This is a genomic window from Streptomyces ipomoeae 91-03 (assembly GCF_000317595.1).
Taxonomy (GTDB): domain Bacteria; phylum Actinomycetota; class Actinomycetes; order Streptomycetales; family Streptomycetaceae; genus Streptomyces; species Streptomyces ipomoeae.
Genome location: NZ_AEJC01000107.1, coordinates 15,491 through 39,816, shown reverse-complemented (window position 1 = coordinate 39,816; position 24,326 = coordinate 15,491). Strand labels below are relative to the sequence as shown.

At 70.5% G+C, this 24,326-nt stretch carries 23 protein-coding genes and 1 riboswitch; of the genes, 8 read left to right on the top strand and 15 right to left on the bottom strand.

Annotated elements, in window-relative coordinates:
- A partial coding sequence (locus tag STRIP9103_RS07175; RefSeq protein ID WP_009301856.1) for a thioesterase II family protein occupies window positions 1–443 on the bottom strand: 443 nt, incomplete at its 3' end.
- A gap of 102 nt (window positions 444–545) precedes the next feature.
- Between STRIP9103_RS07175 and STRIP9103_RS07170 the strand changes: the two genes are divergently transcribed.
- Window positions 546–956 (top strand): VOC family protein, encoded by a 411-nt coding sequence (locus tag STRIP9103_RS07170; RefSeq protein ID WP_009301810.1) that lies wholly within the window; start codon window positions 546–548, stop codon window positions 954–956.
- A 307-nt stretch (window positions 957–1,263) separates the two neighbouring features.
- Entirely contained in the window at window positions 1,264–2,037 is a 774-nt protein-coding gene (locus STRIP9103_RS07165; RefSeq protein WP_009301827.1) for a TetR/AcrR family transcriptional regulator, read from the top strand.
- A 121-nt stretch (window positions 2,038–2,158) separates the two neighbouring features.
- On the opposite strand, the gene STRIP9103_RS07160 is transcribed toward STRIP9103_RS07165, so the two are convergent.
- The 4 genes from STRIP9103_RS07160 to STRIP9103_RS51330 form a co-directional block, all read right to left on the bottom strand.
- Complete coding sequence (locus STRIP9103_RS07160; protein ID WP_009301834.1) at window positions 2,159–2,557, bottom strand: ATP-binding protein; 399 nt, start codon at window positions 2,555–2,557, stop codon at window positions 2,159–2,161.
- 117 nt (window positions 2,558–2,674) lie between these two features.
- Window positions 2,675–4,231 (bottom strand): ABC transporter substrate-binding protein, encoded by a 1,557-nt coding sequence (locus tag STRIP9103_RS07155; protein WP_048819848.1) that lies wholly within the window; start codon window positions 4,229–4,231, stop codon window positions 2,675–2,677.
- A gap of 167 nt (window positions 4,232–4,398) precedes the next feature.
- Entirely contained in the window at window positions 4,399–5,778 is a 1,380-nt protein-coding gene (locus STRIP9103_RS07150) for a metallophosphoesterase (protein WP_009301831.1), read from the bottom strand.
- A gap of 25 nt (window positions 5,779–5,803) precedes the next feature.
- Window positions 5,804–6,049 (bottom strand): SCO4848 family membrane protein, encoded by a 246-nt coding sequence (locus STRIP9103_RS51330; RefSeq protein ID WP_009301866.1) that lies wholly within the window; start codon window positions 6,047–6,049, stop codon window positions 5,804–5,806.
- 133 nt (window positions 6,050–6,182) lie between these two features.
- Here STRIP9103_RS51330 and STRIP9103_RS07140 point away from each other — a divergent pair, with 133 nt between their 5' ends.
- Window positions 6,183–7,496: a D-alanyl-D-alanine carboxypeptidase family protein gene (locus STRIP9103_RS07140; RefSeq protein WP_009301854.1), complete on the top strand. Its 1,314-nt coding sequence runs from the start codon at window positions 6,183–6,185 to the stop codon at window positions 7,494–7,496.
- Here STRIP9103_RS07140 and STRIP9103_RS07135 read toward each other — a convergent pair.
- Both STRIP9103_RS07135 and STRIP9103_RS48275 read right to left on the bottom strand, forming a co-directional pair.
- A complete protein-coding gene (locus STRIP9103_RS07135) occupies window positions 7,493–8,455 on the bottom strand; it encodes a YihY/virulence factor BrkB family protein (protein WP_009301862.1) in 963 nt (320 codons plus the stop codon). The genes STRIP9103_RS07140 and STRIP9103_RS07135 overlap by 4 nt on opposite strands.
- A 172-nt stretch (window positions 8,456–8,627) precedes the next feature.
- Complete coding sequence (locus STRIP9103_RS48275; RefSeq protein ID WP_009301859.1) at window positions 8,628–8,831, bottom strand: hypothetical protein; 204 nt, start codon at window positions 8,829–8,831, stop codon at window positions 8,628–8,630.
- 717 nt (window positions 8,832–9,548) lie between these two features.
- Here STRIP9103_RS48275 and STRIP9103_RS07125 point away from each other — a divergent pair.
- Entirely contained in the window at window positions 9,549–10,304 is a 756-nt protein-coding gene (locus tag STRIP9103_RS07125) for a decaprenylphospho-beta-D-erythro-pentofuranosid-2-ulose 2-reductase (RefSeq protein WP_009301815.1), read from the top strand.
- A 206-nt stretch (window positions 10,305–10,510) separates the two neighbouring features.
- On the opposite strand, the gene STRIP9103_RS07120 is transcribed toward STRIP9103_RS07125, so the two are convergent.
- Window positions 10,511–11,092, bottom strand: a complete 582-nt coding sequence (locus tag STRIP9103_RS07120; protein WP_009301835.1) for a 2'-5' RNA ligase family protein — start codon at window positions 11,090–11,092, stop codon at window positions 10,511–10,513.
- A gap of 175 nt (window positions 11,093–11,267) precedes the next feature.
- Window positions 11,268–12,260 (bottom strand): tryptophan--tRNA ligase, encoded by a 993-nt coding sequence (trpS, locus tag STRIP9103_RS07115; RefSeq protein ID WP_048819847.1) that lies wholly within the window; start codon window positions 12,258–12,260, stop codon window positions 11,268–11,270.
- Window positions 12,261–12,435: 175 nt separating this feature from the next.
- Between trpS and STRIP9103_RS07110 the strand changes: the two genes are divergently transcribed.
- The 3 genes from STRIP9103_RS07110 to STRIP9103_RS07100 all read left to right on the top strand — a co-directional run bounded on the left by STRIP9103_RS07110 (window position 12,436) and on the right by STRIP9103_RS07100 (window position 15,430).
- Window positions 12,436–13,086: an RNA polymerase sigma factor gene (locus tag STRIP9103_RS07110; RefSeq protein ID WP_048819846.1), complete on the top strand. Its 651-nt coding sequence runs from the start codon at window positions 12,436–12,438 to the stop codon at window positions 13,084–13,086.
- A 267-nt stretch (window positions 13,087–13,353) separates the two neighbouring features.
- Window positions 13,354–14,262 carry a hypothetical protein gene (locus tag STRIP9103_RS07105; RefSeq protein ID WP_048819854.1) on the top strand — a complete coding sequence of 303 codons (909 nt, stop codon included), beginning with the start codon at window positions 13,354–13,356 and terminating at the stop codon, window positions 14,260–14,262.
- Between the two features lie 463 nt (window positions 14,263–14,725).
- Complete coding sequence (locus STRIP9103_RS07100) at window positions 14,726–15,430, top strand: hypothetical protein (RefSeq protein ID WP_234022140.1); 705 nt, start codon at window positions 14,726–14,728, stop codon at window positions 15,428–15,430.
- 133 nt (window positions 15,431–15,563) lie between these two features.
- Here STRIP9103_RS07100 and STRIP9103_RS07095 read toward each other — a convergent pair whose 3' ends face one another.
- The 5 genes from STRIP9103_RS07095 to STRIP9103_RS07075 form a co-directional block, all read right to left on the bottom strand.
- Window positions 15,564–17,012, bottom strand: a complete 1,449-nt coding sequence (locus tag STRIP9103_RS07095) for a glycine hydroxymethyltransferase (RefSeq protein ID WP_009301864.1) — start codon at window positions 17,010–17,012, stop codon at window positions 15,564–15,566.
- Between the two features lie 31 nt (window positions 17,013–17,043).
- Window positions 17,044–17,132: riboswitch (ZMP/ZTP riboswitch) on the bottom strand.
- A 202-nt stretch (window positions 17,133–17,334) separates the two neighbouring features.
- Window positions 17,335–18,519: a glutathionylspermidine synthase family protein gene (locus STRIP9103_RS07090; protein ID WP_009301846.1), complete on the bottom strand. Its 1,185-nt coding sequence runs from the start codon at window positions 18,517–18,519 to the stop codon at window positions 17,335–17,337.
- A gap of 146 nt (window positions 18,520–18,665) precedes the next feature.
- Window positions 18,666–19,037 (bottom strand): hypothetical protein, encoded by a 372-nt coding sequence (locus STRIP9103_RS07085; protein ID WP_009301825.1) that lies wholly within the window; start codon window positions 19,035–19,037, stop codon window positions 18,666–18,668.
- Between the two features lie 583 nt (window positions 19,038–19,620).
- Window positions 19,621–20,610, bottom strand: coding sequence for a malate dehydrogenase (locus tag STRIP9103_RS07080; protein ID WP_009301817.1), 990 nt, complete (start codon window positions 20,608–20,610; stop codon window positions 19,621–19,623).
- A 459-nt stretch (window positions 20,611–21,069) separates the two neighbouring features.
- Entirely contained in the window at window positions 21,070–22,467 is a 1,398-nt protein-coding gene (locus tag STRIP9103_RS07075) for a helix-turn-helix domain-containing protein (protein ID WP_009301823.1), read from the bottom strand.
- 488 nt (window positions 22,468–22,955) lie between these two features.
- On the opposite strand from STRIP9103_RS07075, the gene STRIP9103_RS07070 reads away from it, so the two are divergent.
- Window positions 22,956–23,489: a peptidoglycan-binding domain-containing protein gene (locus STRIP9103_RS07070; protein WP_009301847.1), complete on the top strand. Its 534-nt coding sequence runs from the start codon at window positions 22,956–22,958 to the stop codon at window positions 23,487–23,489.
- Between the two features lie 116 nt (window positions 23,490–23,605).
- Here STRIP9103_RS07070 and STRIP9103_RS07065 read toward each other — a convergent pair whose 3' ends face one another.
- Window positions 23,606–24,091: a helix-turn-helix domain-containing protein gene (locus STRIP9103_RS07065; protein WP_009301824.1), complete on the bottom strand. Its 486-nt coding sequence runs from the start codon at window positions 24,089–24,091 to the stop codon at window positions 23,606–23,608.
- Window positions 24,092–24,326 lie beyond the last annotated feature (235 nt).

The following is a 24,326-nucleotide window of genomic DNA, read 5'->3' as shown; positions in this document are numbered from 1 at the left end:
ACTGGCAACGCCTCGGCCGCGCGGCGGATTACTTCGGTGACTGCTTCCGGGTGGTTCTCGAAATAGAAGTGGCCGCCTTCGGACCAGTGCGTCTCGGGCTCATTGACGCACTCACGCGTCCAGTCCGCGAGATCGTCGGGGCGGACCAGCGGATCGTCGGTGCCGTTGACTAAAGAGACACCGAAAGGCAATGCCTCGGCGGGTCTGTATCGATACTCCGCGACCATTTTGAAATCATCCCGAATGTCGGGGAGTATGAACTCCTGGAGTTCCGGGTCGGCCAGGATCTCCGGCCTCAGCCCTCCGTAGACGGCCAGCGCGTCGGTGAGACCCTGCCCATCGAGACCCGCCACCTCGACCATCCGCGGTGTCGGATGCAGACTCGGCGCGACACAGCCGGAGGCGATCAGATGCGCGGGCCGGTCGCCGAGTCTTCGGGCCACCTCGAAGGCGATGAGCGCGCCGAGGCTGTGTCCGAACCTCGCTGTCTCATGTGGGTGCCGTCGCTCCCCCGGAGACGATGCCCCGCGTTCTAACCTGACGGAATGTCAGACGACGAATCGTACGAACTGCTCGGCTTCGACAACATCCTCCTCCCGGTCGGCGGCCTCGGTGAAGCGGTGGCCTTCTACGAGCGGGCGGGGTTCGCGTTGGCGTACCGGCTGGACGAGGCCGGGATCGCGGTGCTGAAGGTGGGGAAGGAGACGCCGGGGCTGTTGCTCCGGCTGGAGGAGGCGCTGCATCACCGGTCGCCGGTGTGGGCCTCGCCCCGAATCTGGCTGGAGGTACGCGACGCGCGCGCCGCCGCCCGGGCCCTCACGGCGGCGGGGGTGCAGCCCCTCGATCCGCCGTTCCCCGTCGCCACCGGGTGGACCGTCGAGTTCGCGGATCCCTGGGGGAACGTCATCGGCCTCACGGACTACAGCAAGCGGCCGGAGCTGGGGCGGACGTCCTAGCGAAGGGCTCGAAGGGGTTGGACGGGGCCGGCCGGGGCGCCGGTCGGGGTGACGGTACAGCCCTCGGTCCGGGGTGGCGGTACGGCCCTCGGACCGGGGAGGACGTACCCCCCCCGGCGGCGGTGGGGGCGTCGCCCGCCGGGCGCCGGGGCGGAGCGGCACCGCACCGCCGGGGCGCCGGGGGCGGAGCGGCGCCGCTGAGCCGGTCCGCGGTCCGGACGCCGCCCGCCGCACTCGTTAGGCTCTGCCCGTGCCCGCACCGAACGACAGTCCCGCCCGAGAGTCCGAGCCGCCCGGCTCGGAGCCCATGGCGACGAAGGCGACCGTCCCCCCGGTCTCCAGTGCCACCGCCAGGTCCGACGCCAAGGGCTCCCCCAAGTCCGAGCAGACCCGCGCGCTGATCCTGGAGACCGCGCTGCGGCTCTTCCAGGAGCGCGGGTACGACCGGACGACGATGCGGGCCATCGCCAAGGAGGCCGGGGTCTCGGTCGGGAACGCGTACTACTACTTCGCCGGCAAGGAGCACCTGATCCAGGGGTTCTACGACCGGATCGGCGCCGAGCATCTGGCGGCGGTGCGGCCGGTGCTGGAGCGGGAGACCGATCTGGAGGCGCGGATCGCCGGGGTGCTGAAGGCGTGGCTGGACGTGGCGGAGCCGTACCACGAGTTCGCGGCGCAGTTCTTCAAGAACGCCGCCGATCCGGACAGTCCCCTCAGCCCCTTCTCCCCCGAGTCCGAGAAACCGCGCGAGGAGGCCATCGCCCTCCACCGTGAGGTGCTGGCCGGGGCGAAGGCCAAGGTGCCGGATGAGCTGAAGGACGTACTCCCCGAGTTGATGTGGCTCTCCCAGATGGGGCTCGTCCTGTACTGGGTGTTCGACCGGACGGAAGGGCGTGAGCGCAGCTACCGCCTCGCCGAGCGCGGCGCCCGGCTGACGACCAGAGGGGTCTCGCTGGCGCGCTTCCGGGTGCTGCGGCCCCTCGTCCACGAGGTGCACGAACTGTTCACGGACTTCCTGCCGGGGATGACGGGGGTGGCGAGGGTGCTGCCGGATCCGGGGGGCAAGGGGCAGGCCGGGTGATCACACTCACCGCGTCGGCCTCCCCCTCCGCCACCCCTTCCGGCTCCACGTCGTACGCGGGGCGCGAGCAACCACAACGAACCCGCGGACGCGAATCAACAGTGATCCCCTCCCCGAGGCGTCACCGCGCACCCACCAGCGCCCAAACCGTCTTCCCGTGCGCCCCCCGACCCCACACCCCCCACGCGGCCGCAAGGTGATCCACAAGGTGCAACCCCCTCCCCGTCTCGTCCGACTCCCCCACCTCCCGTAGCCGAGGCACCGCCATGCCCTCGTCCGACACCTCGACGAGGCAGAGCCCGTCCCCGAGCGCGGTCACCGCGACCTCGAACTCCCGCTCGATCGAAGGCCCGTGCCGTATGACGTTGGTCGCGAGTTCGGACACGACGAGGACGACGTCCTCCGTCGCCGGGTCACCGTCCCCGTGACCCCAGTCGGCCAGATGCTCCCGCACACGACGCCGGGCGAGCTCGACGGACGCCGGATGGCGGGGCAGCCTGAAGGAGTTGCGTCTCAACACCTTTGCTCCTCACCCCGAGCACATCCCCACCACAAGAAGATGGGCTGAGTGAGCACGTGCTGTCACTCCCGCGAACATCCGTCCCGCGAGTTCGAGTCAGCTGTCACGCGGCGTCTGTCATATCCATTCCAGCCGCCACAACCGGAAGACCCCGGTCCCGTCGGACAGATACTGCGCCCCGCCGACGTCCTCGGTGCTGAGTACGTACTCCTTGCGCTGCCAGAGCGGGATCAGCGGAACGTCCTGGGCCACGACCTCCTGCAAGTCCTGGAAGTCCCTGGTGGTCATGCCGCGGTCCGCGTAGCGCCGGCTGTCCTGGACGAGCCGGTCGGCCTCCTGGCTGCTGTAGCCGTTCTTCATGGAGCCGTCGGTGCCGACGAGGGGCCCGCTGAACGTGTCGGGGTCGGGGTAGTCGGCGACCCAGCCGACGGCGTACGCGTCCAGCTTCCCCTCGGCGTAGCGCCGCTGGAAGTCCGTCCACTCGTACGCCTTGGTGGTCACCTGGAACAGCCCCGTGGACTCCAGCTGCGCCTTCAGCTCGGTGGCCTCGGCGGCGGCCGACTCCCGGCCGGCGCCATACCCGTAGGTGAAGCGGACCGGCAGTTTCACCCCGGCCGCTTCGAGGAGTCGGCGGGCCCGCTGGGGGTCGGGCTCGGGGTACATGTCGAAGAACGAGGTGGTGTGGCCGGTGATGCCGGCCGGGATCAGGGAGTACAGCGGGTCGGTGGTGCCGTGGTAGACGTCGGCGACGAGCTTCTCCCGGTTGATCAGCGAGGCCAGCGCCTGCCGTACCCGGCGGTCGTGGAAGGGCGAGCCCGCACGCACGTTGAGGACCAGGTTGCGGGTCTCGGTGCTGTCGGCCTCCGTGACCCGCTGGTCGGGGTCGCTGGGCGAGAGCCCGGCCAGCACCGCGGGCGGCAGCGTGCGCGTGGCGACGTCGACCCGCCGCGCCTTCCAGGCCTTCTCCAGCGCCGCCGAGTCCTTGTAGTAGCGCATGAGGACGGGGCTGCCGGCCTGGTGGACGGCGCCCTGGTAGTCGTCGTTGGGCCGCAGGCGCGCCTGCTGGTCCTTCGTGTACGAGGTCAGCGTGTACGGTCCGGTGCCGTCGGCGCCGCCGTCGGTGCGCAGCCGGTTCGAGGGGTACTTGGTGCGGTCGACGATCGACCCGGCGCCGGTGGCCAGCTTGAACGGGAAGGTGGCGTCCGGCCCGGAGAGGCGGAAGCTGACGGTCAGCCCGCTCACGCCGACCGACTGGAGGGTGTCGAGGAGCGAGGCGGGACCGACGTCCGAGTTGATGCGCTTGACGCGGTCGAACGAGTATTTCACATCCGCCCCGGTGACCTCCCGTCCGCTGGGGAACTTCAGCCCCTCGCGCAGGGTGCAGCGGTAGACGGTGAGCGCGTTGCCGACGAACTCGCAACTGCGGGCGGCGTCCGGGACGGGAGCGGTGTTGCCCGGTTCGAAGGTCAGCAGCGACTGGAACACATTGCTGAACAGGGCCCAGGAGCCGGCGTCGTACGCCCCGGCCGGGTCGAGGGACGTGATCGTGTCGGTCGTACCGACCGTGATCGTCCTGTTCTTGTCCCGCTGGGCCGGCATCAACTGCCAGCCACCCACCGCCGCGATCGCCAGCACCAGCAGCGACACGAGAATCCGCAAGCGAACCGACCGCATCGGCGCCCCTCCCAAGGCCCCACCCGGCCCACAACGTGCAGTGGTTCCGCGGTGACGCGGAAACCTAACCACAGGACTTCGTGTTGGCGGAAGACAGGTTTTGTTGAGTTGAGAAAGAACTCAGTAAGGGTGCCGCCTGCGGTTTTAGCAAGGTTCTTGACGACCGGTCAGGCCTTTTTCGACGCCAGTTCCACCACGGTGATGTCCGAGGGCGCCCCGACCCGTACCGGCGGTCCCCAGGCGCCCGCGCCCCGCGAGACGTAGAGCTGGGTGTCGCCGTAGCGTTCGAGGCCCGCGAGGGTGGGGTTGGCGGCGTCGGCGACATAGGTCATGGGCCACAGCTGGCCGCCGTGGGTGTGACCGGAGAGCTGGAGGTCGACGCCGTGGTCGACGGCGTCGTGGATCTGGACGGGCTGGTGGGCCATGAGGACGACGGCCCGTGAGGTGTCCCGGTCGCCGAGCGCCTTCGCGAAGTCGGGGCCCATGCCCTCGTCCTCGCCCGCGATGTCGTTCACCCCGGCCAGGTCGAGGTACGGCAGCTCACGGCGGTCGTTCTCCAGCGGGGTGAGGCCCAGCCGTCGTACCTCCTCCACCCACTGCTCGGCGCCGGAGAAGTACTCGTGGTTGCCGGTGACGAAGTAGCTGCCGTGCCGCGCCTGCAGACCCGCGAGCGGTGCCGCCGCCGGGCCCAGGTCCGCCACGCTGCCGTCGACCAGGTCGCCGACCACCGCGATCAGGTCGGGCTGCGTCGAGTTGATGGTGTCGACCACCTTCTGCGCGAAGCCCCGGCCCAGCATCGGGCTCAGGTGGATGTCGCTGACCACCGCGATCCGGAAACCGTGCGCCGCCCGCGGCAGCTTCGCCAGCGGCACGATGATCCGCTTGACCTTGGGGCCGCGTAAGACGCCGTAGGTGCCGTAGCCGACGGTGCCGAGGGCCGCGGCGGCGACGGCACCGCCGACGACTCGGGAGACGAAGAGACGGCGGGAGGGATCGGCCGGGGCGGGCGCGGAGGGGGCGGCCGGCTTGCCGGAGCCGGTCGGCTCGGTGAGGGCGGCGGGTTCGGGGGCGTCGGTCGGCTCGGCGGGTTCGGCCGGCTCGGCGGAGCCGGTCGGCTCCGTGGGCTTCGGGGAGCCCGTGGTGGGCTTCGCGCCCGCCGGGACCGGTTCCGGCTCGGGCTGCGGCTCGCGTATCGCCGGCTCGGGCCGCTCCGCGGGCGCCGGGGCTCGGCGTTCCACCAGACGGCGGACGAGGGGGCGTACGAGCTCCCCCACCAGAAGGGCGAGCAGCAGATACAGCGCGAAGGCGAGCCACATGAAGCCCGGCCAGGTCAGCGTCCGCTGCAGCCAGAAGGGGGCGCCGCCGCGCTCGGCCGCGAAGCCGGCGACCATCAGCACGGGGCCGGCGATGAAGACCCCGGTGCCGACGCGGCGGGCGAGGCCCGGCCCGCGAGTCGTGTCGCGCACCAGTCGGCGCCAGGCGTACCAGTGCAGGGCCGCGAAGACCGCCAGCACCAGCACGGCCACGAGTATGAAGACGATCACCATGAAGCCGCGCTCCCCACCAGGCCGTTCACTGTGCCGTTCGCCGCAGGGCGCGCAGTCCGCGCAACCCGATGACTCCGATGGCCGTCCCAAGGACAAAGGAGACGACCGCGAGCGTCAGGTGCACCCAGAAGTACGCCGTCGGATCACCCGCGTCGTCGAACGCGAGCCCGCTGCCGTCCTTCCATAGATTTCGGATGAAAGTAACCCAGATGACCCAGCTCCACACCCCGAAGGCGAGCAGGAACCAGGACAGGGGGCGGCTGAGCTTCATGCTTTCAGTATCACCGCCGTCCGCCGTCGCCTCGCGCCGGGGTGCGCGCGGGGGTGCGGAAGTGGCCACGGGTGTGAGCGGCGATGGAAGCCGCAGTGGGATTTACCGGTCGGAGCCATGTACTTTCTCGGTCGTGCCCGCCTCCAAGAAGACCACCAGGCGCTCTCTGCTGGTCACCTCCGCCACCGTCGTGTCCTTCTCGCTGACGTCGCTGACCTCGCTGACGGTCGTCCCGGCCGCGTACGCCGCCGATCCGACCCCCAGTTCGAGCGCCACCCCGTCGGCGACGCCCCCGGCGGCCATGTCGACGGTCGGCGGCGAGCTGCTGGGCAAGCCGGGTACACAGGTCGACCTGGGCAGCGACGCCCCCGTACTGCCCAAGGGCATCAGCGCGCGCTCGTGGATCGTCGCGGACGCCGAGACCGGCGATGTACTGGCCGCGCACAACGCGCACTGGCGGCTGGCCCCGGCGAGCACGCTGAAGATGCTGTTCGCGGACACGCTGCTGCCGAAGTTCAACAAGGACGAGAAGCACAAGGTCGCCCCCACCGACCTCGCGGGCATCGGCGCGGGCTCCAGCATGGTCGGCATAAAGGAGAACGAGACGTACACCGTCCACGATCTGTGGCTCGGTGTCTTCCTTCGCTCCGGCAACGACGCGGTGCATGTGCTGTCGGCGATGAACGACGGCGTCAAGCAGACCGTCGCCGACATGAACGCCCACGCCGAGGAGTTGCAGGCCCTCGACACCCATGCGGTCAGTCCTGACGGGTACGACGCGAAGGGGCAGGTCTCGTCGGCGTACGACCTGACGCTGATCGCCCGGTCGGGGCTGCAGAAGAAGGACTTCCGGGAGTACTGCTCCACCGTGCGGGCGCAGTTCCCCGGTGAGACCAAGAAGGGCAAGAACGGGAAGAAGAGCCGTTCGTCCTTCGAGATCCAGAACACCAACCGGCTGCTGACCGGTGACAGCGGGCTCGATTCCTATCAGGGCATCGCGGGTGTGAAGAACGGCAACACCACCAATGCCGGTGCGACGTTCACCGGGGTCGCCGAGCGGGACGGTCGGGTGCTGCTCGTCACCGTCATGCATCCCGAGAAGAACGAGCACAACCAGGTCTACAAGGAGACCGCGAAGCTGTTCGACTGGGGGTTCGCCGCGGCGGGGAAGGTGCAGGCCGTGGGGGAGCTCGTGCCGCCCAAGGGCGCGGACACCTCCGATGGTGACACCGAGTCGAGTGCGCAGCCGGAGGCCACGGCTTCGGCCTCTCCGTCCGCTGCCAGGGGGGTGGGGGGTAAGACCGTGGCCTCGGCTGCCTCCGGGGGGTCCAGTGGGATCGGGGTCGCGTTGGGGATCACGGGGGGCGTGCTGGTGTTGGTGGCCGGCGGGGCGTTCCTGGTGAATCGGAAGTGGCCTGGGCGTAAGGACCCGGACGCGTCTGCCTAGTTGCTGTCACGGGCGGGCTGCGGGTCGTTCGCGGCTGGTCGCGCCCGCGCGGCGGAGCCGCTTGTGTCGGAGCCCCGCGCCCCCTCGGGGCGCTCGTCCGCGCCCGTGGCTTCCTTACTGCCCTCCGCCGTCCATGCCGCGCAGTACAGCAGCAGTTTTGACGTGAAGTTGATCCACAGCATCAGGGCGACGGGGACGCCGAAGGCGCCGTACATGCTCTTCGAGGCGACGCCCTGCATATAGCCGCTCAGCAGCAGCTTGAGCAGTTCGAAGCCGGCGGCTCCGATCAGGGCGGCGACGACGAGGCGGCGGCGGGGTGGCTGGACGCCCGGTAGCAGGGTGAGGACATAGAGGAGAAGCAGGAAGTCGGCGAGTACGGCGATGGCGAACGCGGCGATCTGGAGGAGGACGCCGCCCCAGCCGTCGCGGTCGATTCCGAGTCGGTCGGCGAGCCAGCCGACCATCGACGAGGCCACCGCGGAGGCGGCCAGGGTGACGAGGACCGCGCCGCCGAGCCCGAGCAGGAGACCCGCGTCCTTGACCTTGGCCAGCACGGGGTTCTCGTCGGGGTCCGGCTTCTCCCACACCGCCCGCAGACAGCCCCGCATCTCGCCGACCCAGCCGATGCCGGTGAAGAGCAACAGCGCGCCGGCGATGATCCCGACCGTGCCGGCGTTGTCGACCAGACCGCCGATGTCGAGCTGCTCGGAGATGCCGGGCACCTGCTCGACCAGCCGGTCCTCCAGGTCCCGCTGCCGCTCCTTGCCGAGGGTCGCCGCGGCGATGGCCGCCGCCATGGTCAGCAGCGGGAACAGTGCCAGGAAGCTGATGAAGGTCATCGCCGCGGCCAGCCGCGTCCACTTCACCCGCTCCAGCCGTTCGTACGAGCGCCACGCGTGCGTGGCCATCAGCCGCTCGGCCAGCGGGCCGACTCCGGGGAGCCTTTTCAGCCAGTCCATGATCCGACTCTGCCCTCGTTGTGGTTGACCGATGCCCGAGTACCCGGGACATGGCTGTTCACCGGTGTACGGGTCCTGTCGTCCGCGCGCCGGGGCACGGGACCCCCGCCGTCACGCCCGCTCACCACCCGGCAGACCTGTCACCGGTCCGCAACCGCCGGCCCGTACATGGTCAGCACACCACGCCGATCAGGGTGAGCGCGCGCTCGCGCGGCACCACCTCCTCGGGGTCGCCGGCCATGCCCCGGTCGGTGCAGACGGCGTGGCGCAGGACGCCAGGACGACGGCCACCCTGGAGAGTTGGCGCCACGGCAGGCAGCAGGCCGGTCCTCGATACGCCGCCCTCCTCCAGGGCCCACAGGCAGTAGCAGTACACGAGCAGGAGCCGCCATGACAGCCGTGACAGCGGCGGGCCCGACCACGAGCCACAGCGCGCCGTGCTCCCCGGCCCGGGACAGCGCACGCGCGCCGGAGGCGACGCGCCGGTCGACCGCCCATGCGCGGAGCGCGGTCAGCAACCGCCGGTCCGGGGCGCGCGCGTCGCGAACGTCGCCCCTGTGGTGCCGCTCTTCCAGGTGAGCCGCGTCGAACCGCGGCAATCTTGAACGACATCCTCTTGATCACCCATCAATCACCCGTTTCGGTGAGGCACCCCGAAGGGGCACGCCAGCACGCCCGATTGGCGACAATCCCGGCGATACGGTCACGGCCATGCCACCCGACACCACGCCTTCAGCACCTTCACCCCCTCAGCGCCCCCGCTCCCCCCGCCGGCCGCAGCACCCCCGTCACCGACTGGGGCCGCACCGCCCCGACCGCCGCCCGACTGATCCGCCCGACTGATCCGCCCGCGCACCGAGCTCCGGTACCGCACGGCACCCGGCTTGTCGTTGGCGTCGGCTTGTCGTGGGCGTCGGCCTTCTTCTCGCCGTCGCCGCCGAGCACCCCGCCCGTCCGAATTCCGCGAACTGCGCCGGGAGTTGAACCCCGAGGAATCTTCGTCTCGGACCTGGCCGCCGCCTCCACCCCTGAGCCCCCTCTGAAGCCCCTCTGAAGCCCCTGCCTCCTTTTACCTTCCCTCTCAGGAGCTGCCATGAAGGATGCCTTCCGCCCGCCCCAATCCCTACTGATCCTCGGCGGTACGTCGGACATCGCCCTGGCCACCACCCGCCGCCTGATCGCCCGCCGCACCCGCACCGTATGGCTGGCCGGACGCCCGTCGCCCGAGCTGGAGAAGGCGGCCACCCATCTGCGCAACCTGGGCGCCGAGACCCACACCATCGCCTTCGACGCCCTCACCCCGGAGTCCCACGAGGCAACCCTCGGCAAGGTGTTCGCCGAGGGCGACATCGACATGGTGCTGATCGCCTTCGGCGTACTGGGCGACCAGGCGAAGGACGAACGCGATCCATTGGCCGCCGTACAGGTCGCCCAGACCAATTACATCGGCGCCGTCTCGTCCGGCCTGGTCTCCGCCAGAGCCCTCCAGGCCCAGGGCCACGGCTCCCTGGTCGTCCTGTCCTCCGTGGCCGCCGAGCGTGCCCGCCGCTCCAACTTCATCTACGGCTCCGCCAAGGCCGGCCTCGACACCTTCACCCAGGGCCTCGCCGACGCCCTGCACGGCACCGGCGTCCACGTCATGGTCGTACGCCCCGGCCACGTCCGCACCAAAATGACAGCCACCCGCCCGGAGACTCCTCTGACCACGACCCCGGAAGCCGTCGCAGCAGCCATCGAACTGGGCCTGAGACGCCGCTCGGAGACGGTATGGGTCCCAGGAGCCCTGCGCCTGGTGATGTCAGCCCTGAGGCACGCCCCAAGACCACTGTTCCGCCGACTGCCGCTGTAGGGCTCCGCCTTCCGCCCCGCCCCTGGAAGGGCCGTAGCCCCTGAAGGGGGCGCAGGCCGTGAAGGGGGCGCAGGCCGTGAAGGGGCGCGGGGTTGTGTCGATTTGCGGCTCCGCCGCGTGCGTGGGCGCGAGCAACCCCACACACCCACAGCCGCGAAACACACCGAGTCCCCCCTCCCGGAGCGACCCCACAACCCCCTGGCCCGTCAGTGCGCCGGAAGCGACGCATCCCCCACCGGCGCCCCCGGCTGCGGCGGCACAACCGTCCCGCCGAAGGCGAACTCACGAAGTTTGCGCCACACCCCGTCGGCCCCCTGCTCATAGAGCGCGAACCCGTCGCAGGACCACTCGGCCTCGTACTCCGCGAGCTCCTCGAACGCCCGGTCCATCGCCTCTTCGGAGATACCGTGCGCCACCGTGACATGTGGGTGGTACGGAAAGTTCAGCTCACGCGCCACCGGCCCCGACGCGTCCCGCACCTGCTTCTGCAACCACGTACAGGCCTCGGCCCCGTCCACGACCTGCACGAACACAACGGGCGACAACGGCCGGAAGGTTCCCGTGCCGGACAACCGCATCGGGAACGGCCGCCCGGCGGCGGCCACCTCGACGAGGTGTGCCTCGATCGCAGGCAGCTCCGCGTCCTCGACCTCGGTCGGCGGCAGCAGCGTGACATGCGTGGGGATACCGTGAGCCGCGGCGTCGCCGAAGCCCGCGCGCCGCTCCTGGAGCTGGCTGCCGTGGGGCTCCGGGACCGCGATCGACACACCGATCGTTACGGTCCCCACGTCGTCTCCTGTCGTCGTGTCATACATCATGCGGGTCTTGGGTCGCACGGTCGTGCCGAGACGCGCCACCAGCTATCGACTGTACGGCCACAGCGGTGTTCCGGGCAGGCGCAGCCGTAGTGATGTACGGCGCTGTCGGTGGCGCGTTCGGCGCTCGGGTGCGGAGTGGTACGGCTCAGTGCTTGGCGGGCAGGAAGCCCACCTTGTCGTATGCCTGAGAGAGCGTCTCCGCGGCGACGGCACGCGCTTTCTCGGCCCCCTTGGCCAGGATCGAGTCGAGCGTCTCCGGGTCGTCCAGATACTGCTGGGTGCGCTCCCGGAAGGGCGTCACGAACTCGACCATGACCTCGGCGAGGTCCGTCTTGAGCGCACCGTAGCCCTTGCCCTCGTACTTCTGCTCCAGTTCCGCGATACCCGTCCCGGTGAGGGTCGAGTAGATGCTGAGCAGATTGCTGACACCCGGCTTCTCGGCGGCGTCGAAACGGATCACCGTGTCGGTGTCGGTGACGGCGCTCTTGACCTTCTTGGCGGTGGCCTTCGGGTCGTCGAGCAGGTTGATCAACCCCTTCGGGGTTGACGCCGACTTGCTCATCTTGATCGACGGGTCCTGAAGATCGTAGATCTTCCCCGTCTCCTTCAGGATGTACGGCTTCGGGATCGTGAAGGTCTGGCCGAAGCGGCCGTTGAAGCGCTCGGCGAGGTCGCGCGTGAGCTCGATGTGCTGGCGCTGGTCCTCGCCGACCGGAACCTCGTTGGCCTGGTACAGCAGGATGTCCGCGACCTGGAGGATCGGGTACGTGAAGAGGCCGACGCTGGCGCGGTCGGCGCCCTGCTTGGCGGACTTGTCCTTGAACTGGGTCATGCGGGACGCCTCGCCGAAACCGGTGAGGCAGTTCATGATCCAGGCGAGCTGGGCGTGCTCGGGGACATGGCTCTGGACGAAGAGCGTGCACCGCTCCGGGTCGAGACCGGCGGCGAGCAGCTGGGCGGCGGCGAGCCGGGTGTTGGCGCGCAGGTCAGCCGGGTCCTGCGCCACCGTGATCGCATGCAGGTCGACGATCATGTAGAACGCGTCGTGGGACTCCTGCAGGGCCACCCACTGGCGCACGGCGCCGAGGTAGTTGCCGAGGTGGAACGAGCCTGCGGTGGGCTGGATTCCGGAGAGCACGCGCAAACCAGGCAGCGGCGCGGAGCGCCCCGTTTGAGGGCGGTGGTGGGTGACGGGTGGGCGATCAGAGGCCATGCTCACCATTCTCTCAGGTGTCGCGGCCCGTTCCGGAACCGACCGGAAACAGATGTGACGCGGGTGGGAACCGATCGGGCTCGGGCGGTGTACCAATTTCGTGAGGACGCGGGAGGGGGGCCGCATCGTCGATGAGGCCGCGGTGATCGCACGCGTACGCGCCGGAGAGCCGGAGGCGTACGCGGAGCTGGTGCGCGCCCACACGGGCATCGCCCTGCGGGCGGCCCGGGCGCTCGGCGCCGGTTCGGACGCGGAGGACGTGGTGCAGCAGGCCTTCTTCAAGGCGTACTGCTCACTCGGCCGCTTCCGGGACGGCGCGGCGTTCCGGCCGTGGCTGCTGTCGATCGTGGCCAATGAGACGAGGAACACAGTGCGGACAGCGGGGCGCCAGCGGTCCCTGGCCGACCGCGAGGCGGCCTTCGTGGAGGCCGAGCCGCTGATACCGCCGTCGGCGGACCCGGCGGTCGCCGCGCTGGAGATAGAGCGGCGTGTCGCGCTGCTGGGCGCGCTGGAGAAGCTGAGCGAGGAGCATCGGCTGGTCGTCACCTACCGCTATCTGCTGGAGATGGACGAGCCCGAGACGGCCGCCGCCCTGGGCTGGCCCCGGGGCACGGTGAAATCCAGACTCAGCCGAGCGCTGCGCAAGCTGGGCCGACTGCTGCCGGAGTTCGAGCCGGGGCAGCCGTTGGAGCCGGGGAGCTCCCGCGAGCGGGGCCAGGCCTTTCGGCCGAGAGGAGACGAGATCGGATGAGAGGGGGTGATGAGGATGAGTGAGCCGTACGGCGACGGGGACGGCGGCCGTGAGAACGGTACGGACGGTGCCGGGAACGGGACTGGCGGTGTGACCGGGCGGGGCGAGGAGGACCCACGCGCAGAGTGGAACGGGCGGGAGTCGCGCGCCGGGCTGGACGGACGGGACTCCGGCACCGAGGAGGGCAGAGGGGACTTCCGCGCCCGGCAGGGCGGGCGGGACTCCCACGCCGAGCGGGGTGGGCGGGACTCGCGTGCCGAGCGGGGCATGTGGGGCTCCCGCGCCGACCAGGGCGGGAGGGATCCCAACCCCGAGCAGGGCGGGCGGGGCTCCCGGCTGCCTCAGGAGCTGAGAGCGCTCGGGCGGTCACTGGGCGGGCCCGGGGCCGATGGGGAGGAGGCCGGCGAGACCATGGTCGAGCGGGTTCTCCAGCAGATACTCGCCGAGCGTGTGCCGACGCCGGTGCCCGAGCCCCCGGGCGCCGGTGACCGGCTGCGGGCGGTGCGCCGGTGGGCCCGGCTCCGCTGGCGCGCGCTGACGGCCGTGCTGTGCGGGCTGCTCACGGCCCTCGTCCTCACCCCTCCGGTGCGGGCGGCGGTGGCCGACTGGTTCCGGTTCGGCGGGGTCGAGGTGCGGTACGACCCGTCGGCGTCCCCATCGCCGGAAGCGACGGTGCCGGGCTGCTCGACCCCCGTCTCGCTCGCCGAGGCCGAGCGGCAGGCGGGGTTCGTGCCCCTCGTGCCGGACGCGCTGGGCACTCCGGACGCGGTGTCGGTGACCCGTGCGCCGAAGAACCGCTTCGTGATCACCCTGTGTTGGCAGGAACAAGAACAGGAGCAGAAGCAGGGGCAGGGGCACACGATCCGGCTCGACCAGTACGCGGCCCTGCTTGCACCCGACTACGGCAAGAGGGTGGCCGGTGAACAGGAGCTGGAGTGGGTCGAGCTGAGCACCGGCCCGCAGCCCGCCCTGTGGTTCCCCAAGCCCCATCTCCTCCGCTTCTGGATGACCACCGAGGACGGCTCCCGCTTCACTCGCTCCGAACGCACCGCCGGTCCCACGCTGCTCTGGGTCCACGACGACGAGCTCACGCTGCGGCTGGAGGGTGTGGCGTCGAAGGCGCGGGCGAGGGAGATCGCGGAGTCTCTGGGCCAGGGAGACCGCGCGCGGGGCTGACGAGACGGAGCTGGAGAGATCGGGCACATACTCCCACCCCTTCGCCAGGAGGCTCGGGCGCTCGGGGCGGCCGGACAGCGGGGCGGCCGGGCGGGCGGGGACTCAGGGCTGGACGGCCGTGGGCTCACTGGGGCGACGGGGGTCTCGATGCCTGGCCTGCGGGGTCTCGGGGGGGGCGACCTGGTCGGCACAGTCCGGGGGTCTCTGGCGGCTAGCCGACGGGTGTCTCGGTCGTCTCTGGCCGACGCGTGTCTCGTTCCCTCCTGACCGGCAGGTGTCGCGGGAGGCCTGCCGGTGAGCCGCTCCGCAAATTGGTCTCGCCGGGGTGGGAACCCCGGCCGGTCGGGCGGTGTACCAGGAATGACACTGCGAGTGCGGGAGGGCCGCACCGGGACCGATCGGGGGGTGTCGGATGCACGGTTTGCTTGGATTGCGTCAACTGGCGGCAACGGCCGGAGCGTTGATGGTGGCGTTCGCCCTGGTGCTGCTGGGGGCGCCGCCCTCGGCGGCGGGCGGACCGACGAGCGTGCTGCTGGCCTCGTCGACCAGCCGGCGGACGGCGTCGCTGTACATCACGGAGGAGGCGTACGGCCGCCTGGAGAAGCTTCTCGCCCCTGCGGGCGCCGAGTTGGACCGGAGCCAGGAGGAGACACCGGAGTGGGGGCAGGAAGCGGGCGACTCGGTCACGGTCACATGGATGGCCCATGACATATCGCCCTGGCGCGTGGACCGGGTGTTCCTGTCCGTCCCCGGCAGCGAGGAGACCTGGATCCACACCATGCTGAGCCCCGAGGACGCCGCAGAGCAGTCGGATCCCGGCGTCTGGCACAGGGCTGGGGACCCGAAGGCACTGTGGTCGCTGCTCACAGACCTGGGAGTAACGGGAGAGCCGTCGGACAGCCCGGCCCAGGCCGAGCCTCCGCCGCCGGGCCCGACGGTCGACTCGCGGAGCGACACCAAAAGCTCCGATGAGCCCGAGACGACCGCCGGTGACAAGGCGAACGCAAGCGAACCGAGCCTGCTGGACCGGGGCTGGTGGGCGATACCCGCCCTGCTCCTGGGCCTCGCCCTCGGCTCCACCGCGACACTGCTCCTGAGCCGCCGCGTGGCGACCCGACCCAAGTCCGGACCGCCGCGAGAGCCCCGCCAGAAACTGATCGACGCCTGAGCGACGGTTGATGGCCGACCTCTGAGAGGCACAGCGGCACGGCACCCGGCAACCGTCGGTGAGCGAAACCCCGCCCTCCCCGAGCCACGCCGCCGGGTGCCGCACAAGCCATGTCGGCCGGTGACCGCCGGCGTCAGCCGAGGTCGACCTCCGGGTACAGCGGGAAGGCGGAGACGAGGTCGGTGGCGCGGTGGGAGATCTCGTCGGCGACCTTGGGGTCGAGCACGTGCTGGGCCTTGGAGGGGGCGCCCGACTTGGTGGTGCCGGGCTCGGTGGTGGTGAGGACGCGGTCGATGAGGCCGGCGACCTCGTCCATCTCGGCGGTGCCCAGTCCACGCGTGGTCAGCGCGGGCGTGCCGATGCGGATGCCGGAGGTGTACCAGGCGCCGTTGGGGTCGGCCGGGATGGCGTTGCGGTTGGTGACGATGCCGGAGTCGAGGAGCGCGGACTCGGCCTGGCGGCCGGTGAGCCCATAGGAGGTGGCGACATCGATCAGGTTGAGGTGGTTGTCGGTGCCGCCGGTGACCAGGGTGGCGCCGCGCCGCATCAGGCCCTCGGCGAGGGCACGGGAGTTGTCGACGATGCGCTGGGCGTAGTCCTGGAAGGCGGGCTGGCGGGCCTCGGCGAGGGCGACGGCCTTGGCTGCCATGACATGCGGGAGCGGGCCGCCGAGGACCATCGGGCAGCCTCGGTCGACCTGGTCCTTGAGGGAGTCGTCGCACAGGACCATGCCACCGCGCGGGCCGCGCAGCGACTTGTGGGTGGTCGTGGTGACGATCTGGGCGTGCGGCACCGGGTCGAAGTCGCCGGTGAGGACCTTGCCGGCGACGAGGCCCGCGAAGTGGGCCATGTCCACCATGAGCGTGGCGCCGACCTCGTCGGCGATCTCGCGCATGATCCGGAAGTTCACGAGACGGGGGTAGGCGGAGTAGCCGGCGACGATGATCAGCGGCTTGAACTCACGGGCGGAGGTGCGCAGGGCCTCGTAGTCGATGAGGCCGGTGGCGGGGTCGGTGCCGTAGGAGCGCTGGTCGAACATCTTGCCGGAGATGTTCGGGCGGAAGCCGTGGGTGAGGTGGCCGCCGGCGTCCAGGGACATGCCGAGCATGCGCTGGTTGCCGAAGGCGCGGCGGAGTTCGGCCCAGTCGGCCTCGGAGAGATCGTTGACCTGGCGGGCGCCGGTCTTCTCCAGGAAGGGAGCCTCGACGCGGTCGGCGAGGACGGCCCAGAAGGCGACGAGGTTGGCGTCGATACCGGAGTGCGGCTGGACATAGGCGTGGCGGGCGCCGAAGAGCTCGCGGGCGTGCTCGGCGGCGAGGGACTCGACGGTGTCGACGTTGCGGCAGCCGGCGTAGAAGCGGCGGCCGACGGTGCCCTCGGCGTACTTGTCGCTGAACCAGTTGCCCATCGCCAGCAGGGTGGCTGGGGAGGCGTAGTTCTCGGAGGCGATCAGCTTGAGCATCTCGCGCTGGTCGGCGACCTCCTGGCCGATGGCGTCGGCCACGCGCGGCTCGACGGCGCGGATCACGTCGAGAGCACTACGGAAGGCGGTGGACTCGGTGGAAAGGGGCTCGGCTGACATGGGGACCTCCGGACGTTGCGTTCAGCGTTCACGGTACGGCCCAGGCGCACGGCACTCATCTTTCCCGGGCCGCTCCCCGATGGTCCGTCCCATCCCAGCGCGCCAGTCACGACCCGGCGTTCACCATATCGGGCGCCCGGGACCACCGGGCCGGGGAGTCCACCATTCGAACCACGGCGTTCCGCCGGCGCAGCCGCTTCGGAAGGGTCTGCTCCAGCGCCGTCGTCAGTGGGTCGTCAGCGGCCTGCGGGCGCTGTGTGGCTGGTCGCGCCGACGCGGTGGAGCCGCATATCGACGCGGCCCCGCGCCCCTTCGGGCCGCTCTAAAGGATGACGTGCGGCAGGAAGCGGGCGTACTCGTCCGTGACCAGGCCGGAGGACTCGCGGATGCCGAGGCCCGCGGACTCGTTCTCGACGACCCAGGTGCCGAGAACGACGTGGTTGCCGTCGAAGGCGGGGAGGGGGGCCAGCTCCTGGTAGCAGCAGGGTTCTTCACGGGTGACGGGGTCGGCGCCGGGTTCGTGGACGGTGACGCCGGCGCCCTCGCGGCCGAGGAGGGGCTTGGCCACGTAGCCGGTGGTGGCGGCCAGTTCACGGGGGCCGTCGAGGTAGGCGGGGAGGAGGTTGGGGTGGCCGGGGTAGAGCTCCCAGAGGACGGCGAGGAGCGCCTTGTTGCTGAGGAGCATCTTCCAGACGGGCTCGATCCACAGGGTGGTGCCGGTGCCACCGCCGTTGTCGAGGGTGGCGAGGACGTGCGGGGCGAACCGGTCGGTGGTGAGCCACTCCCACGGGTACAGCTTGAAGATGCTGCGGATGAAGCGGAGTTTCTTGTCGACGAAGCGCTCGGAGAGACGGTCCCAGCCGATGTCCTCCATGGAGATCCAGTCGGTGTCGAGGCCGGCCTGTTCGGCGGTCTCCTTGAGATAGGCGACCGTCATCAGGTCCTCGCCGAGTTCGTCGCCGGCGGAGTGCGCGAAGTAGAGGGGACTGCCCGGTGGGAGCAGGTGGGACTGCTTCTTCCAGGCGTCGACGAGGCGCTCGTGGAGGGAGTTCCACTGGTCGGCGCCCGGGAAGCGCTCCTCCATCCAGAACCACTGGGGGCTGGCCGCCTCTACCAGCGAAGTCGGGGTGTCGGCGTTGTACTCCAGCAGCTTGGCGGGGCCGGTGCCGTCGTAGCGAAGGTCGAAACGGCCGTATATGGAAGGGAGTTCGGCACGTCGGCGCCAGGCCTCGGCGACGAGGTCGACGAGGTGGGGATCGGTGATGCCGAGGTCGGCGAAGCGGTTCTGTTCCACGATGTGCGCGGCGGCGGCCAGGCACATGGTGTGCAGTTCCTCGACGACCTCCTCCAGTGCCTCGACCTCGGGGAGCGAGAAGACGTAGTACGCGCTCTCGTCCCAATAGGGGCGCAGGGAGTCGTCCGGGTAACGGGTCAGTGGATAGATGAGTCCCTGTTCCTCGACGGTCTCCTGCCAGCCGGGCCGGGGCTCGATGGTGCGGCGTTCCAAGGCTCTGTCTTCCCCTCGAAGGCTCTGTCTTCCCCTCGGTCTCCCTGGAGGGCGGTTGCCCATCGGGGTTCTCGGGCCCCGGCTTCGCGGTTCCCCGGTGTTCTGGGGTTCTCGGTTCTGTGATTCCCGGTTCTCGGTTTCCGGGGTCAGCCGCCGCTGGAGCCGGAGCAGCCGAAGCCGTCGCGGTCCACGGCCTCGCTGCGGCTGAAGGTGCCGTAGTCGGCCCTGCCGTTGCTGACGTCGGCGTCGTAGTACCAGGCGGCGTCGACCGTGCCGGCCTGCTTGCGGTTGCCGCTGCTGCTGCTCTTGCTGTTCTTGCCGTACGACGAGGAGGAGGTGGAGTTCGAGTTGCAGTTCTTGTCGGCGATGATCTTGTAGCCGTTGGCGTAGTCGTAGCTGTCCCGGTCCACGCAGCGGCGGTCCGGGTCCGACCCACAGGAGGTGAGGGCTGCCGCCACGACGCCCATCCCTCCGAGTACGACCGTGCTCGACCGCAACCGCCTACGCGTCTCTCCCACGCCTGCTCCCCCGTCGGGCTGATACGCCCTGCCATGCCGTGCCGGTCCGCCACACGACGACCGGTCACGCTTACCTGCGCCTTACGGCGCCCAGAATAGTGATCGACCCTAAGAGCCACCCAACCGGCTCCCTCGGGTGGGATGTACCTGGTCGCCTCCACGCGGCGGAGCCGCACGAGCCCGACTTCAGGCGCTCCAACAGCCCAGCGACACGGCTGCCCACACCTGGCACGGTCACCGGGTCGGCGGGTCGGAGGGTCGACGGGGCGCTGTTCGCCGAGGTCGTGCGGTCAGTGGTGGCGTCGCGGTTCGCCAGGGCTCATACGCCCAGGCCGGCGGCTCCGCCGAGCAGGGCCGCCAGGGCGATCACGGCCGTCGTACGCCACCACGGGCTGCCGCGTCCGGGAGGGTCGTCCACCCAACGTCCGCTTCTCGGGTCCCAGTGCGCCATCACGTCCCCCTTGCCGCCGCGGGCGTTCACGACGTCGTGCGTTTTACGACGACAGCGGCGTACACGCCGAACAGGCCCCGTCCCGGGCGAAACCGGAACAGGGCCTGTGCGGAAGGCGGACTTCGACGATGCTCAGATGAGGCCGAGGCCGCGGACCGCGTCGCGCTCCTCCTCCAGCTCCTTGACGGAGGCGTCGATGCGGGCGCGGGAGAACTCGTTGATCTCCAGGCCCTGGACGATCTCGTACTTGCCGTCCTTCACGGTGACCGGGAAGGAGGAGATGAGGCCCTCGGGGACGTCGTACGAACCGTCGGACGGGATGCCCATGGAGACCCAGTCGCCCTCGGCGGTGCCGTTGACCCAGGTGTGGATGTGGTCGATGGCGGCGTTGGCGGCGGAGGCGGCCGACGAGGCGCCACGGGCCTCGATGATGGCGGCGCCACGCTTGGCGACGGTCGGGATGAAGTCCTCGGCAAGCCACTTCTCGTCGTTCACGACCTCGGCGGCGTTCTTGCCGGCGACCGTGGCGTGGAAGATGTCCGGGTACTGGGTGGCGGAGTGGTTGCCCCAGATCGTGAGCTTCTTGATCTCGGAGACCGGGACGCCCGTCTTCTTCGACAGCTGGGTCAGCGCGCGGTTGTGGTCCAGACGGGTCATCGCGGTGAAGCGCTCGGCCGGTACGTCCGGCGCGGCGGCCTGGGCGATCAGGGCGTTGGTGTTGGCCGGGTTGCCGACGACCAGGACCCTGATGTCGTCCGCGGCGTGGTCGTTGATGGCCTTGCCCTGCGGCTTGAAGATGCCGCCGTTGGCCTCCAGCAGGTCGCCGCGCTCCATGCCCTTGGTGCGGGGGCGGGCGCCGACGAGCAGGGCCACGTTGGCGCCGTCGAAGGCCACGTTCGGGTCGTCCGAGATGTCGATGCCCTGGAGGAGCGGGAAGGCGCAGTCGTCGAGCTCCATGGCGGTGCCCTCGGCGGCCTTCAGCGCCGGGGTGATCTCCAGCAGGCGCAGCTTGACCGGCACGTCCGCGCCGAGCAGCTGGCCGGAGGCGATGCGGAAGAGCAGGGCGTAACCGATCTGGCCGGCCGCGCCGGTGACGGTGACGTTCACGGGAGTGCGGGTCATGGCGTTCTCCGTATGACAGCTGGCGGTGGGGCGTCCCTGCCCCTGGTGGGACGTACAAATGATCGATCTCTTGGCATCAAGAGAGATCGGTGGTCAGGCTATCGCGCATCCGGGATCACGAACCGCCGGGTGCGTGTGGCCCACCCCACAACACACCGTAGTTCCGTACGGAGGGCCGCGTCCGGGCGTACGAAAGCGGCGACCGCCGGTCCGGGAGAGGTGGACCGTGGCGGCCGCCAGGTGGGGGTGCCGGGCCGGAAGCGGCTTTCGCCCTCCCTGACGGGCCGGACTCCCGTGGGGGTACTGTCCGCCTGCCCCGGAGTCCGGCGGACATTCCCCTTACGGCGGGATTACTTTCCCGTACCGCGAATCACCGACAGTGACCGGGCGCGGACAGTGACCGGCCGGCTTCCCGCGCACCTCCCCTGCCCCGCACAGCTCCCAGCCCCGCACAGTTCTCTACCCCGTGCAGCCCTTCTGCCCCGTGGCCAGCGTCGCGCAGGCCGTGGCCTCGTCGGCGTCCTTCACCGTCACCATCTGGGTGTACGCGATGTTGTCACCGGCCGCCTCGATGGCCGCCGTCTCCTTGGTCCTGCCGACCGTCACCTGGACCTCGTCACCCTGGGTCCCCTGGGTGAGGCGGGCCCAGGCCGCCTGGCAGGTCTCGCTGTAGCGGACCTCGACCTTCGCGGTGCCGACGAACTTGGTGGCGGTGGTCGTCACGAGGTCACCGATGCACCCCATGGCCTCGGGGTCCTTGCCGTTGCAGGCCTGGCCGCTGCACTTCACGCCGGCCGGGAGGTCGGGGTTCGCGGCGGGCGAGGTGGACGGGGACGTCGGCGGCTTCTCCTCGGCCTGGTTCCTGCCGTCGCCGTTGGTGAGGAAGAAGGCCGCCGCGATCACGACGAGCGCGCCGACGGCACCCGCGAGGAACATCGACAGCCGCCGCCCGGGCGCGGATCCACCGTCGTAGGGACGGCCCCCACCGCCTTGCGGCGGGCCGAAGACACCGGACGGAGCCGACGCGCCACCGGCGACACGGGCCGACGGCCCGGACGGCACCGACGACGGCACCCCGGACGGCCCGGAAGGACCGGAGGAGCCGAAAGGACCGGAGGAGCCGGACGCGCCGGACGTACCCGAGGACGACGACGGGGTCACACCCCAGCTGATGCGCGGTGCGCCACCGGCGGCGGCCCCCGCTCCGCTCCCGCTGCCGTACAGCGACGAGGCGGACGAGGCGGAGGAGGAGGCCGAAGAGGACGGCGACGAGGGGGCCGGGGCGGACGGCGTGGACGGGGCGGCGGACGAACTGCCGTACGACGGCGAGCGCGAGATCCGTTCGCCCCCCGGCGAACCCGATGAACCCGGCGACCCCAGCGACCCCGGTGAACGCGGCTGCGGCGGGACCGTCGGTGAGACGCCCGCCGGGCCCGCCACACCCGGTGTCGCGGTCGCGCTCCGGCTCGCTCTGCCGTTCTTGGCCTTCGTCCTGGCCTTGGCGGTGGACTGGCCCCCGGTCTCGGCCAGGGCGGCACGTGCCTGGGAGATGCGGATGGCCTCCATGGTCATGTCGTGGCGCATCTCCGAACGGCTCCAGGCGCGCTCGGCCAGCTCCCACATGGTGGCCAGATGAACGGGATCGGTACCGGTCACCTCGGCCAACGCGACGATCGCACCCTTCGGCGCGAGCAGTCTTCCGTTGAGGTACCGCTCCCACGACGTCTTGCTGTAGCCCGTGCGGTCGGCCACCGCGGCGATGCTCAGTCCGCTGCGGTCGACGAGCCGGCGCAGCTGGCCCGCGAACTCCCTGACCTGCGGATCGAGTTCATCGGGCAAGGCCCTCCAACGAGGCATTGCTTCCCCCCTCTTCCCCCCGTGCGTCTCTGGACTTTCCCCCCGTGCCGGCTATCCCTGTGCCGCGCATGATGCCCTCGCTGATCCTGGTCCGAGACCGAGCCCGAGGCCCCCGAGTCCCTCCTCGAAGCCCCTTTCCGGAGCCCCGTTCTGGACTACCCATTGGGATGCGCCCGGTCGGGATGTCAGTTCCCGGGAAGGGGGCGCGCGGGAGCATTTCGGGGCATGACATGCGCCTTTGCACGCCCTCTACCGGTCTGTGGTCCAGTGTCCCATCGACATCCCGGATCGCCGGGCGGAATGGCCGGTCAGCGCGCGGGACGTCCCGGACCGTCCCAAATGCTCACGTTAGCCCTGGTGTTGAGCGGATCGGTGGCAAATCCTCGAAGTTGTCAACACATCGACACAGCGACCACACATGCACAGTCACGCGAGTCGAACGAGGGCTCGTACACCGCATGACGTCAGACGGGGACCAGGGGGATCACATGGAACACAGGGCAAGGCTGCTGCTCGCGACCGCCGCTGTGACGGCCACGGCCGGGCTCGTGCTCGGCGTCACCACTCCGCTCGCGACGGCCGCCGGGGCGCAGGTCGTCGACGGCTCCGGCGCCGCGTACAACGACTGGGGCGACGAGGGCACGCTGTCCGTCAACCACAACTCCAAGAGCAACGCGACGCGGCTGTGGCAGAGCGTGCTGTACGCCGACGGCGCCAAGTGGAAGGACTCCAAGGGGCAGCTGCACACCTTCACCGCGTACGACATCGACGGGATCTTCGGCTGGAAGACCCGCTCGGCGACGATGTACTGGCAGGAGCGGGAGGAGCTGGAGGACATCGACGGCATCGTCGGCAGGGAGACCTTCGGCCAGGCCGACCAACTGCTGGACGGGCCGTACAAGAACGGCATCGTCAACTACGTCGGTTACGAGAACGAGGTGACCTTCAAGCGGCTCGACGGGAAGTACTACGTCAAGATCGGCTCGAAGTGGAAGGTCGCCGCATACGGCTGGCGCGGCTGAGCCACGTACGGCCGGCGGGGCTGAGCCACGTCACAACTGACGTGGCTGAGCCGCGTACAACCGGCGGGGCTGAGCCGCGGGGCAACCGGTAGGGCCGAGGGGCAGCGGCGGGGCCGTCACGACAGTGTGACGGCCCCTATCAGTGCGGCGCCGAGCAGGGCCATGACCGCGAGGACGGCGAGGGCCGCGTAGAGGGCGACGCGGCCGGGGTGCCGGGGCTTCGGGTCCTCGGCCGGGGTGTCCCACCACGGGAGGGTGGGGTCGTCCTCGTACGCCTCCGTCTCCGGCCCCGCGGCGCCCGCCGGCTGGGCCGAGGGCGCGGTGGCCGCCGCCGGGCGGGGCCAGGCCCGTACCGCCAGTTCCCAGCGCACCCCGAAGCGTTCGGCGTCCTCCCCGGCGACCCGGCACAGGGCGACGACGGCCTGGCGGGGCGGGGGCTGGGTCGCGTTGAGATACCGCTGCCACGAGGACTTGCTGTACGCGGTGCGGGCGCCGAGCGCGACCAGGCTGAGTCCCGTGCGGTCCTTGAGCAGTCGCAGCTGCTCCACGAAGTGGCGTACCTCCGGCGGGAGTTCGTCCGGCAGCGGCTGCCAGGCACTCATCGGCTGCCTCCTCGGGCTTCGGGCGGGGTCTGACCAGGTGACGACCGGGGCGGGCGGACTGGTTCCCACCGTTACGGATGCCGGGCCCGTGGTGTTCGGGCCCAGGGCGCGACGTGCTCGTGCGGTGCCGCCGGGGGGCTGATCGTGCGGACACCTTGGCGGAATGGTCACTTCCGTGCCACAGCGGGCAGACAGGTGTTGAACAGGCCGTTCGTCGTGCACGAGGGTGGATCGC